The following is a 12,051-nucleotide window of genomic DNA, read 5'->3' on the forward strand; positions in this document are numbered from 1 at the left end:
AGCAGGATGACAAAGCCGCTCAAAATTGCTTAACTGCTTGAAGTACCTCTCTTGTTGAATAAGGTTATCGCTATAATTAATGACATTTAATCTAATTTTGTCTAAAGTGAGATGATGCGAAAGCGATATAAATTAATAAGTGATTAGGCACAGCAGATTTACTATCTAATCAATATCTGCTCTATGAAACTGTAATAAAAACAAATGGAATCGTTTGAATGACACCAAGGTTTAAATCTCTGACATGGAAGCAAACTAACTTAGTTGTATTTACTGCTTTGTTTTTTGCGATTGCCATTTTTGTTGTCGAGATAGCTTTAGTTGTCGTCACAACCAAACAGCAGCTTACCGCCTCTCAAGAAGAGTTACTTAATTCAGTAGAACAAACTGCCTCTAATGCAGTTTGGGCACTAGATGATAAACAAACCGAACAAACCTTAGAGGGTATTATCAAAATTGATAATATTAGCTCTGCAGTCATTACCTTAGATGATGGTAGCCTTTTCGTAACAGCCAGTAATCAACCAAAACAATTCTCTGAAAACTACGACAATTTAAGCCACTTTTTATTTAAAGACTTAAATGAGATTTCACGACCGCTATACCGCCCTTTTTATTTTGAAGGCAATAAAAAACAGCAACTGATTGGAACGCTTACCATCTTTTACAACACACAAGAGATGACCAATAACCTATTTAATCAGTTACAACTTGGCTTTATTGCAACGTTAGCACGAGCTTTATTACTCACCTTAGTATTAACTATCGTTTTCCACCGTTTTTTGACTCAACCCATTGCCCAAATTAGTGAAGCAATTGATAAAATTGACCCAGACTTACCCGATGAAAACTTACTGCCTATGGCTAAGGCTCACAAAGATGATGAGCTTGGGCTAGTGACCTCAAAGTTCAACCAGATTTTATTACAGTTTAGTCAGACTCAAAATAAACTCAGAAAAATGGCAACTCGGGACCCATTAACCAGTTTGCCTAATCGCACCTTATTGCTCGAAACTTTGGATGTAACCATTCAACGAGCACGGGTTCACAAAAGGCACTTTGCACTACTCTTTATCGATTTAGACCGCTTTAAAAACGTGAATGATTCATTGGGTCATGCTATTGGGGATCAATTCTTGGCACGTGTCGCGAGGATTTTAGAAACCGTTGTAGGTGACAGAGGCAGCGTAGCAAGATTAGGTGGCGATGAGTTTGTTATTGTCGCTGATGATATAGAAACACCAGATCAAGCAGCTGACTTCGTCGATAAACTGCAAAAACAACTAAATGCGCCCGTACAACTTAACGAGCACGCCATTCACCCTGCGGCATCAATCGGTATCTCTATTTATCCTGAAGATGGCCCTGGCGCAGAGGATCTTATTCGACACGCTGATATCGCTATGTACAGTGCTAAAGCTGCTGGTTCTAATCAATGGGCTTTCTTTAAGCAACAAATGACCGAGAATGCCGCTGTGAGGCTCAAAACAGAAGCCTCACTACATGACGCACTTAAGCACAATGAATTCTTATTATACTTCCAACCAAAACTTGATCTAAAAACGAATCGAATTATGGGGTGTGAAGCACTTATCCGTTGGCAAAAGAATGGCGAACTCGTGCCGCCGATGTCTTTCATACCTATCGCAGAAGAAACGGGGATAATCATTCCTATAGGCCGCTGGGTTATCGAGCAAAGCTGTAAGGTCATTCGTGAATGGGAAAAGAAATACAATTATGCGATTCCAATTGCAGTGAATGTGGCATCGCAGCAGTTCGCTGATGCCAGTTTGGTTTCTGACATAAAGCAATTAGCGCTAAGGTATCAAATTCGTCCTGAACTCCTAGAAATTGAGATAACTGAGACCTCTTTGATGAATGATGTCGATCAAGCAATTGCTAAACTAGAGCAGCTAAAAAGTGCAGGGTTTGGTATAGCGGTTGATGATTTTGGTACAGGGTATTCATCATTGTCATACTTAAGACATCTGCCTATTACAACGATGAAGATTGACCGAGGGTTTGTATCTGATTTACCCCATGATGCATCAATTGCTTCAACCATTTTGATGTTAGGTCAGCAACTGAATTTAGATATTGTTGCAGAAGGTATTGAGAACCAAGAGCAACTCACTTGGCTTCAGCAGCATAATTGCCAAATTGGCCAAGGCTTCTTTTTCAGTAAGCCCTTACCGCTAGACGAGTTTGAAGCGCAATATTTTACTGAAATGAGTATGCCGTTAGAACAGGTATAAATGCCAGCAACTAGCTTTAAAGAATGACGTAAAGCGATGATGTATGACTGAATTGGACATAATAAAAAAGGAGGCTTAAGCCTCCTTTTTTACGGTTAGAATTTGACTATGTAAACACAATCAAATTAAACATCGTTATTAACGACGTAAACCTAACTTCTGGATAAGAGCAGTATAACGAGCTACGTCTTTACGCTTTAAGTAAGCAGTAAGTTTACGACGTGCGCTAACCATACGTAATAGACCACGACGTGAATGGTGATCATGGATGTGCTCTTTGAAGTGACCTTGCAGATGGTTAATCTGTGCAGTCAATAAAGCAACTTGTACTTCAGTTGAACCAGTGTCGTTTTCACCACGGCTGTATTCAGCTACGATAGCTGCTTTTTGTTCATTACTTAGTGACATATTTATCTCCAGAAAAAATTAAATTAACTCTAGCCAATCACTAACTCAGCCAGAGGGGGCGACATTCTAACTATATTCAGTCACTATCGCAATAAAAAACACTTAACAGCCGATAAAAGCTAGTAATTAATGATTATTCTGCACTGTGATCAACAACTAGACGCTTAGGAGCCAGCAAACCATCATCATTCATGGTACCTATTCCGATAAAGCGACGCTGCTCACCTAACGTCATTCTGACCAATTCACCTGCTTTTAAGCCTGTAGCCTGAACAGGCTGACCTTGCATAATAAATTGCTCACAAGCATCCGGTAAATTAACTTCGGTGAAGTTTGCTACAGCAGTGTCCATCGGCAACAACAAATCATCTAACACGCTAAAAGAAGACTCATCTTCTTTATCGACGTGTTCAGCCAAATCAGTTAACTGCTCAAGCGTCACCATTTTCTCATATGGATAGCCTGCAACTTGGGTTCGTCTCAGCATAGTGACATGTGCGCCACAACCTAACATTTCACCTAAATCATCAATGATGGTACGAATGTATGTACCTTTTGAGCAATGAATATCAAGTGTTAAGTCATCGCCTTCTAGGCTAACAAATAGCAACTCAAATACGGTAATAGGACGGGCTTCTCGAGGAACCTCAATGCCTTCACGAGCATACTTGTATAAAGGCTGCCCTTGATACTTTAGTGCAGAGAACATTGAAGGCACTTGCATGGTGTCACCGCGAAAATGCTCTAAAGAATCCTCTAACAGCTTTTGCTCAAACTTAACCGGTCGGATCTGAACAACTTCACCATCAGAATCACTGGTGTCTGTTCTTTCACCTAATTTTGCTGTCACCAAATATCGCTTGTCCGCATCTAAAAGGTGTTGAGAGAACTTGGTTGCTTCACCTAAGCAAACGGGTAGCATACCTGTGGCTAAAGGGTCTAAAGCACCTGTATGGCCTGCTTTATTGGCGTTATAAAGACGTTTGACGCGTTGCAAAGCATGGTTAGAACTGATGCCAGTACCTTTATCTAAAAGTACGATGCCATTAATAAAACGACCTTTGCGACGACGAGCCATTAATCTTTATCCTCAGTTTTATCTTCTGATGCATCAACATCGTCAGAGCCAAACTCATCTTGTCTTGCTTTGTCTTGCTTAGCTTTGTCTTGTGTAATCACTTGGCTCACTAAGTTAGACATGCGCATGCCTTCAACTAACGAACTATCGTATACAAAACGCAGCTCAGGCATAACACGCAGTTTCATTCGACTTGCAACTAATGTTCTGACATAAGGCGCAGCCGCTGTCAGTGCTTCAATTTTTTGATCAACCAACTCTTGATCTTCTTCGAAGAAAGTCACAAAAACTTTCGCAAAGCTTAAATCACGAGAGACATCAACATCATTGACTGTCACGAAGCCGATACGTGGATCTTTCATGTCGCGCTGTAAAATCATTGCTAACTCTTGCTGGAGTTGCTGTGCAATACGGCGTGTACGACTAAATTCTTTTGCCATAACATTAATACCTTATAGCTTTATATAAATAAAAAAGGCGGCTTACGCCGCCCTTTCTGTGTTACAGCGTTCTGGCCACTTCGACCGTCTCGAAGACCTCAATCTGATCGCCAACTTTGACGTCATTGTAGTTCTTCACACCGATACCACATTCCATGCCATTACGGACATCGTTTACATCATCTTTAAAGCGACGTAATGATTCTAGTTCACCTTCGTAGATAACCACGTTTTCACGTAGTACACGGATAGGAGCGCTACGTTTGATGGTACCTTCAGTAACCATACAACCCGCAATTGCACCAATCTTAGGCGACTTAAATACGTCACGTACTTCAGCTAGACCGATGATTTGCTGCTTGAACTCAGGCGCTAACATGCCGGTCATTGCCGCTTTAACTTCATCAATTAGGTCATAGATAACGCTGTAGTAGCGTAAATCAACGCTTTCAGCTTCAATTGTCTTACGCGCTTGTGCATCAGCACGAACGTTGAAACCAACCATGATAGCGTTTGAAGCTGCTGCAAGTGTTGCATCAGTTTCTGTTAATGCACCAACACCACGAGCAATAATGCTAACTTTAACTTCGTCAGTAGACAGTTTAGTTAATGAATCACAAATTGCTTCAAGTGAACCTTGAACGTCTGCTTTAAGCACGATGTTTAGCTCTTGTACTTCGCCTTCAGTCATGTTGGCAAACATGTTCTCAAGTTTAGACTTCTGCTGACGCGCAAGTTTAACATCACGGAATTTACCTTGACGGTAAAGTGCAACTTCACGAGCTTTACGTTCATCACGTACAACTGTCGCTTCATCACCCGCAGATGGCACACCTGAAAGACCTAAAATCTCAACAGGGATTGATGGACCTGCTTCAGTAATGCTCTTACCGTTTTCATCTTTCATCGCACGGATTTTACCGTACTCAAGACCACAAAGAACGATATCACCTTGGCGTAACGTACCTTCTTGAACAAGAACAGTAGCAACTGGGCCACGACCTTTATCCAATTTAGATTCGATAACCACACCTGCAGCCATACCTTCACGAACAGCTTGAAGCTCTAAAACTTCAGCTTGTAAAAGAATGCCTTCAAGTAACTCATCAATACCAGTACCTGCTTTAGCTGAAACGTTGACGAACATATGCTCGCCGCCCCAATCTTCAGACATAACACCATGCTGCGCTAATTCACTCTTAACACGTTCTGGATCAGCTTCTGGCTTATCCATTTTGTTCACAGCAATGATTAACGGCACGTTACCGGCTTTAGCATGTTGGATTGCTTCAATTGTCTGAGGCATAGCACCATCATCAGCAGCAACGACCAATACAACGATATCTGTTGCTTTAGCACCACGAGCACGCATAGAAGTGAACGCTGCGTGACCAGGAGTATCTAAGAAAGTGATCATGCCGTTGTCAGTTTCAACGTGGTAAGCACCAATATGCTGCGTAATACCACCGGCTTCACCATCGGCAACTTTTGCACGACGAATATAATCAAGTAATGATGTTTTACCATGGTCAACGTGACCCATGATGGTCACAACTGGAGCACGTGTTTCTAGAACAACGTTCTCTTCATCACGATCACCAAGTACTTGATGCTCTAATTCGTTTTCACGTAGTAGTACAACTTTGTGACCCATTTCTTCAGCAACCATTTGTGCTGTTTCTTGGTCAAGGATTTGGTTAATCGTTACCATTGAACCCATTTTCATCATTTGCTTGATGATTTCAGTTGCTTTAACAGACATACGCTGCGCAAGTTCAGCAACAGAAACGGTTTCACCAATACGAATGTCGCCTTTAACTACTGCGACAGGCTTGTTAAAGCCGTGTGCCATTGATTCAGGAGCAGTACTTTGGTTACGAGCGCCTCTTGAACGGTTATCACGACCGCCTTTGCCACCACGTTTCTTGTTCGCATTCTTGTTACGAGAACGACGACCACGTTTTTCTTCTGCAGCATCAGAGCTATCTTCAGCAGCACGAGCAGCTTTAGATGTTGTGATGTGATGGTCGCTGTTTTTCTCAGCTTCTATACGTTGACGCTCTTCTTCAGCCCAACGCTTAGAGTTTTCTTCAGCAAGTTTACGCGCAGTTTCAGCAGCTTGTGCAGCTTCTTCTTTTTGCTTTTTAGTTAACGCTTCTTCTTGAGCAGCTTTAATACGCTCAGCTTCAGCTTTAGCTGCAGCAGTTTCAGCATCATCAGCTTTAGCAGGTTTTGCTTCTGCTTTTGCTTTAGCTTCGGCTTCTTTCTTTGCCTTAGCTTCTGCATCGGCTTTAGCTTTTGCTTCAGCCTTAGCTTTGTCTTCAGCAGCTTTAGCTTCTGCTGCAGCTTTTGCCGCCGCTTCTGCTTCTTTTTGCTGTTGTGCTTGTTTTTCTGCTTCTGCGGCTAATTCACTTTCATCACGTTTAACGAAAGTACGTTTCTTACGCACTTCAACTTTAACGTCTTTAGATTGGCCACCACCGGCATTCACGCTTAAAGTAGACACAGTTTTGCGTTGCAAAGTCATTTTTTGCGGCGCATTTTCACCACCATGCTGCTTCTTTAAGTGATCTAACAACGTTTGCTTTTCTGTTTCAGAAACGCTGTCAGTTTTAGTCTTCTTAATTCCCGCTTCGGCAAACTGTTCAATCAGTCTGTCTACATTCTTGCCCACTTCTGTGGCCAATTTATCTATACTTGTATCTGCCATCAATTAAATCCCCCTGTTGATCGACTTATGCTTCTTCGCCAAACCAACAGATATTACGGGCAGCCATGATGAGCTCACCTGCTTTTTCTTCTGTCAATTCTTCAATATCGATTAAATCGTCAATACCTTGTTCTGCTAAGTCTTCTAAGGTCGACACACCTTTACTTGCAAGAACATATGCTAAATGCTTTTCTAAACCATCTAACGCTAATAAATCAGCAGCCGGTTCTGCACCATCAAGTGCTTCTTCCGTTGCTAATGCTCGAGTCGAAATCGCTGCTTTGGCACGTTCGCGCAAGGCAGCAACAATATCTTCATCAAAACCGTCAACTTCTAACAGTTCTGCTTCTGGTACGTATGCAATTTCTTCTAAAGAAGTGAAACCTTCTTCAGCAAGAACGGTTGCAAAATCTTCGTCAACGTCTAATGTTTCAACAAACAAGCTAATCACTTTAGCGCTTTCAGCTTGGTGCTTGGCGTTTAGCTCCTCAACGGTCATCACGTTAAGTTCCCAACCTGTTAGTTGAGTAGCTAAACGAACATTTTGACCGTTACGGCCAATTGCTTGTGCCAAACTATCTGCTTCAACAGCAATATCCATTGAGTGGTTGTCTTCATCAACAATGATTGAAGCAACATCAGCAGGTGCCATTGCATTGATCACGTATTGTGCTGGATTGTCATCCCACATAACGATATCAACACGCTCACCGCTTAATTCATTTGATACAGCTTGAACACGTGCACCACGCATACCAACACAAGCACCGATTGGGTCGATACGCTTATCGTTAGTTTTCACTGCAATCTTAGCGCGAGCGCCTGGATCACGTGCTGCGCCCATGATTTCAATCATTTCGTCTAAAATTTCAGGTACTTCTACTCTGAATAGCTCGATGATCATCTCAGGCTTACTACGGGTTAAAAATAGTTGCGCGCCACGAGCTTCTGGGCGAACGGCATAAAGTAATGCACGAACACGGTCACCAGGGCGGAAAGATTCACGACTGATGATGTCTTCTTTATAAATCACACCGTCTGCATTGTTACCTAAATCAACGACGACACTTTCACGGGTGCTTTTCTTGACAACACCAGTAACAATTTCACCTTCTCTTTCGATGAACTGCTCTACGATTTGCGCGCGTTCAGCTTCACGTACTTTTTGTACAATAACTTGCTTCGCTGTTTGCGTTGTAATACGGTCAAAAACAACTGAATCGATTTCATCTTCGATGAATTCACCCGGTTGAATTTCAGGATTTTCAAAACGTGCAGCTTCAAGTGTAATTTCACTATAAGGGTTTTCTAAAGCTTCGCCTTGATCATCAACAACCATCCAACGACGGAAAGTGTCGTAGTGGCCCGTTTTACGGTCAATAGCAACGCGAACTTCAATTTCGCCTTCGTATTTTTTCTTAGTTGCTGTGGCTAGAGCAATTTCTAGCGCTTCGAATATTTTCTCGCGTGGGACGGCTTTTTCATTGGATACCGCCTCTGCGACTAGCAGAATCTCTTTATTCATTATGTCTTGCCTCGTTCACCTTGAAACTATCAAAACTTCGCAATAATGTTGCCTTTACGCACATTATCTAAAGCCACAATCAAATCTTCACCATCAACGGTAATTGTCAGCATTTGCCCTTCAATTGCCGTAATAGCACCTTTTAAATTACGACTACCTGCAACAGGCATCGTTAACTGTACTTTTGCATCTTCGCCGATATAAGCAGCGTATTGTTCAGCCGTAAATAGTGGTCTATCTACACCTGGCGATGAAACTTCTAGTGTGTATTCTGTCGAAATTGGGTCTTCAACATCTAGAACAGCACTAACTTGGCGGCTGGCTTCAGCACAATCTTCAATATTGATACCGTTTTCACCATCAATAAATACACGTAATATTGAATGACGCCCTGCATGGACAAACTCAATACCCCAAAGTTGAAAACCTAACGCTTCAACAGGTACTGTCAGCATTTCTGTCAGTTTAGTTTCTAATGTTGCCAAAAATGACCCCCAAAAACGAAAAAAAGGGCAAATAGCCCCAAGAAAGTCCGTAAAATCACGGAGTTACTAAGCTCCATATAACAAAAAACCCCGTAATAACGAGGTCTTAAATATAGAACCTTTTAATTATTTATTCTTAGAAATAAGAAATAAATAATAAGCTGGTTGCGGGGGCCGGATTTGAACCGACGACCTTCGGGTTATGAGCCCGACGAGCTACCAAACTGCTCCACCCCGCGTCAACTTGCGCAATTATATTAACTTACGTCTTTGCTTGCAATAATTAATCAGTGTTAACTTGAGGCTGATTAATTAAATTTTGGTGCGGATGGTGGGACTTGAACCCACACGAGCATAGCTCACCACCCCCTCAAGATGGCGCGTCTACCAATTCCGCCACATCCGCATTCAAACTTTTTACACTAGTTAGCTAAAGCAATCACTACTAGTTTTTTGCCAATTGGAGGCAATAATTTAGTCAGGAATTTCTGATTCTGAGGTTTCAGCCTGAGTAGGAGCTTGTTCAACTTGCTCTACTGCAGAACCTAAATCATTCCAAGCATCATCTTTTTTAGAGTGGTTTGCACTTAAGTTACCTAAAATAAGGCTTAATGCGAAAAAACCAATCGCTAAAACAGCGGTGCTACGGGTCAGGAAGTTACCTGAACCATTTGAGCCAAATAGAGTTCCTGATGCACCAGCACCAAAAGAAGAACCCATATCTGCGCCTTTACCTTGTTGAATTAAAATCAGTCCTACTAGACCAATCGCAACAACCAAGTAAACAACAATTAAAACTTCATACATAATATTATGCGCTCATCGCTATGGAACATAAACTTAAAAACTCGCTAGAGTTTAAGCTAGCTCCGCCAATCAATCCACCATCTACGTCTGGTTGGGCAAATATATCAGCAGCATTCGATGGGGTAACACTACCGCCATATAAAATGCGAATATTCTCTCCAATAAATGGAGACACTTCAGAGAGTCGATTACGAATAAACGCGTGAACTTCTTGCGCTTGCTCTGGAGTTGCACTTTTACCAGTGCCTACAGCCCATAAAGGCTCATAAGCGATAATGGCATTATCAAAAGCCATGGTGCCATTCTTTTCGATCACAATGTCTAACTCTTCAGCAATGACTTCAAAAGTTCGTCTTGCTTCACGAGCTGGACCTGATTCACCAACACAAAGAATCGGCGTTAGACCATGTTTTTGTGCTGCAGCGAATTTCTCTGCAACGATATTACTTGTTTCGCCGTACATTCTACGACGTTCGGAATGGCCGATAATCACATATCGACATCCTGAATCTTTTAGCATTTTACCGGAAATTTCACCAGTATAGGCACCGAAGTCATGTTGACTTAGGTTTTGTGCGCCCATTCTTACAAGCGCACCATCTAAGGTTTGCTTATTTGCTTCAAGTAGTTGTCTAACACTTTCAAGATAAATTGAAGGTGGACATAAAACTACTTCAGCAGAATCATTTTGGAGCTTTGTAGCAAACTTGCTGAATAACTCTTGAGCTAACGCTGCACTGCCATTCATTTTCCAGTTGCCAGCTACCATAGGACGTCTGAGTGCCATTACTGTCTCCTTTGAAAGCGGCGTGAATGATAACGAACCGCCAAACAACTTACAATAGCTAACTCAGGAATATTTATCATAACTTGACGGAATGATGTTTTTTTATTCGCTGAGCTAAGATATTAAATAAGTTAATAATAAATAAAAACGCTAAATGATTGTATACCGAACTTTGTCACAAACCCACGCTTTTGACTACATCGGCAATTTCGTTTGCAAAAGCCGTGACTTGAACATCATTTTTACCTTCGACCATCACCCTTATCAAGGGTTCTGTGCCTGATTCTCGTATAAGTACTCGCCCATTTTGACCCAATAGCTTTTCAATTTTTGTCTGAACAGATCGCACAAGTTTTGATTCTAATGGCTTTTTGTCGACGTGACAGCGGACATTTATTAATACTTGCGGGTACATTTCTAGAGGGGCAACTAATGCAGCAAGCTTGCTGTTGGCATATTGCATGGCTGCTAATACTAATATTCCAGCAACGATACCATCACCAGTCGTACCATGATCTAAATTAAGAATATGACCTGAATTTTCACCGCCGATACGCCAGTTATTTTTGCGCATAAGCTCCATGACATATCGGTCACCAACATTTGAACGAACAAACGGTACATCTAACTCATTCAATGCGACTTCCAATCCAAGATTTGACATCAAGGTCCCCACAACTCCGCCTTGAAATTCACCTTGTTTGATCGCATCTCGAGCAAGAATATACAATATTTGGTCACCATCAATAATATTGCCTTGATGATCGACCATCATGATACGGTCACCATCACCGTCGAGTGCTATTCCCACATCTGCATTGTGATTGATAACGGCTTCACAAATAGCCGCCATGGAAGTTGCTCCAACTTTATCATTAATATTTAATCCATTAGGTTTATCACCAATGGTAATCACGTTGGCACCTAACTCTTTAAATACATTAGGTGCAATATGATAGGTAGCACCATGAGCACAGTCGACGACTAAAGTGAGTCCGTTTAAAGTCAGATTTGCCGGAAAGTGACCTTTGCAGTATTCAATATATCGACCGGCGGCATCATCAATTCGAGCCGCCTTACCGAGTAGGTGTGACTCAACACATTGCATAGGCTTAGTCAGCTCATGCTCAATTTCCAATTCTATTTTGTCATCTAACTTACTGCCGTCAGCAGAGAAGAATTTAATGCCATTATCATAATATGGATTATGTGAAGCGCTGATAACGATTCCCGCTTCAGCTCTAAACGTTCTAGTAAGGTAAGCAATTGCGGGGGTAGGCATTGGGCCAACGAGCAAAACATTAAGTCCTGCTGCAGACAAACCAGCCTCTAATGCTGATTCGAAAAGATACCCAGAAATGCGGGTATCCTTACCAATAATAATTTTCTTTGTCCCACTGCGTGAAAGCACTCTGCCTGCAGCCCAACCTAATTTTAAAGCTAATTCAGGGGTCATGAAGCCTGCGCCAACTTTTCCCCTAATTCCATCCGTGCCAAATAGATTACGTTGTTGCATTAGTACCTCACATTAAGTGAATTCACACTAACTCAATTAG

The 12,051-nt window shown here is 41.8% G+C and carries 10 protein-coding genes and 2 tRNA genes; 1 reads left to right on the forward strand and 11 read right to left on the reverse strand.

Annotation, left to right across the window (positions count from 1 at the left end; genetic code table 11):
* Positions 1 to 218: 218 nt before the first annotated feature.
* Positions 219 to 2,255 carry a bifunctional diguanylate cyclase/phosphodiesterase gene (locus AB4128_RS10055; protein ID WP_055023716.1) on the forward strand — a complete coding sequence of 679 codons (2,037 nt, stop codon included), beginning with the start codon at positions 219 to 221 and terminating at the stop codon, positions 2,253 to 2,255.
* A gap of 138 nt (positions 2,256 to 2,393) precedes the next feature.
* Here the strand turns inward: AB4128_RS10055 and rpsO are convergent, their stop codons facing one another.
* The 11 genes from rpsO to glmM form a co-directional block, all read right to left on the reverse strand.
* Positions 2,394 to 2,663, reverse strand: a complete 270-nt coding sequence (rpsO, locus tag AB4128_RS10060) for a 30S ribosomal protein S15 (protein ID WP_055023715.1) — start codon at positions 2,661 to 2,663, stop codon at positions 2,394 to 2,396.
* Positions 2,664 to 2,796: 133 nt separating this feature from the next.
* On the reverse strand, positions 2,797 to 3,741 hold the full coding sequence (gene truB, locus AB4128_RS10065; RefSeq protein ID WP_192021397.1) for a tRNA pseudouridine(55) synthase TruB: 945 nt from the start codon (positions 3,739 to 3,741) through the stop codon (positions 2,797 to 2,799).
* The gene (gene rbfA / locus AB4128_RS10070) at positions 3,741 to 4,181 is read right to left on the reverse strand and encodes a 30S ribosome-binding factor RbfA (protein WP_065108657.1); all 441 of its coding nucleotides are present in this window, start codon (positions 4,179 to 4,181) and stop codon (positions 3,741 to 3,743) included. The genes truB and rbfA overlap by 1 nt, the downstream gene beginning before the upstream one ends.
* A 61-nt stretch (positions 4,182 to 4,242) precedes the next feature.
* Complete coding sequence (gene infB, locus AB4128_RS10075; RefSeq protein WP_055023712.1) at positions 4,243 to 6,891, reverse strand: translation initiation factor IF-2; 2,649 nt, start codon at positions 6,889 to 6,891, stop codon at positions 4,243 to 4,245.
* A 25-nt stretch (positions 6,892 to 6,916) separates the two neighbouring features.
* Positions 6,917 to 8,416, reverse strand: coding sequence for a transcription termination factor NusA (nusA, locus tag AB4128_RS10080; RefSeq protein ID WP_055023711.1), 1,500 nt, complete (start codon positions 8,414 to 8,416; stop codon positions 6,917 to 6,919).
* Positions 8,417 to 8,445: 29 nt separating this feature from the next.
* Positions 8,446 to 8,901, reverse strand: coding sequence for a ribosome maturation factor RimP (rimP, locus tag AB4128_RS10085; protein WP_055023710.1), 456 nt, complete (start codon positions 8,899 to 8,901; stop codon positions 8,446 to 8,448).
* Between the two features lie 162 nt (positions 8,902 to 9,063).
* A tRNA-Met gene (locus tag AB4128_RS10090) sits at positions 9,064 to 9,140 on the reverse strand.
* A gap of 81 nt (positions 9,141 to 9,221) precedes the next feature.
* Positions 9,222 to 9,307: transfer RNA gene (locus tag AB4128_RS10095), tRNA-Leu, on the reverse strand.
* A gap of 68 nt (positions 9,308 to 9,375) precedes the next feature.
* Positions 9,376 to 9,708 (reverse strand): preprotein translocase subunit SecG, encoded by a 333-nt coding sequence (secG, locus tag AB4128_RS10100; RefSeq protein ID WP_055023709.1) that lies wholly within the window; start codon positions 9,706 to 9,708, stop codon positions 9,376 to 9,378.
* A gap of 4 nt (positions 9,709 to 9,712) precedes the next feature.
* Complete coding sequence (gene tpiA, locus AB4128_RS10105; protein WP_055023708.1) at positions 9,713 to 10,495, reverse strand: triose-phosphate isomerase; 783 nt, start codon at positions 10,493 to 10,495, stop codon at positions 9,713 to 9,715.
* Between the two features lie 175 nt (positions 10,496 to 10,670).
* Positions 10,671 to 12,011, reverse strand: a complete 1,341-nt coding sequence (glmM, locus tag AB4128_RS10110; RefSeq protein WP_372037571.1) for a phosphoglucosamine mutase — start codon at positions 12,009 to 12,011, stop codon at positions 10,671 to 10,673.
* Positions 12,012 to 12,051 lie beyond the last annotated feature (40 nt).

It is taken from the genome of Shewanella sp. 10N.286.52.A9 (genome assembly GCF_041468985.1).
GTDB classification, from domain to species: Bacteria; Pseudomonadota; Gammaproteobacteria; order Enterobacterales; family Shewanellaceae; genus Shewanella; species Shewanella japonica.

Bases quoted from the DNA above. Each gene is read 5' to 3' on its own strand.
- infB (WP_055023712.1), bottom strand. From the start codon at position 6,891: ATGGCAGATACAAGTATAGATAAATTGGCCACAGAAGTGGGCAAGAAT.
- secG (WP_055023709.1), bottom strand. From the start codon at position 9,708: ATGTATGAAGTTTTAATTGTTGTTTACTTGGTTGTTGCGATTGGTCTA.
- rpsO (WP_055023715.1), bottom strand. From the start codon at position 2,663: ATGTCACTAAGTAATGAACAAAAAGCAGCTATCGTAGCTGAATACAGC.
- tpiA (WP_055023708.1), bottom strand. From the start codon at position 10,495: ATGGCACTCAGACGTCCTATGGTAGCTGGCAACTGGAAAATGAATGGC.
- truB (WP_192021397.1), bottom strand. From the start codon at position 3,741: ATGGCTCGTCGTCGCAAAGGTCGTTTTATTAATGGCATCGTACTTTTA.
- rbfA (WP_065108657.1), bottom strand. From the start codon at position 4,181: ATGGCAAAAGAATTTAGTCGTACACGCCGTATTGCACAGCAACTCCAG.
- glmM (WP_372037571.1), bottom strand. From the start codon at position 12,011: ATGCAACAACGTAATCTATTTGGCACGGATGGAATTAGGGGAAAAGTT.
- nusA (WP_055023711.1), bottom strand. From the start codon at position 8,416: ATGAATAAAGAGATTCTGCTAGTCGCAGAGGCGGTATCCAATGAAAAA.
- AB4128_RS10055 (WP_055023716.1), top strand. From the start codon at position 219: ATGACACCAAGGTTTAAATCTCTGACATGGAAGCAAACTAACTTAGTT.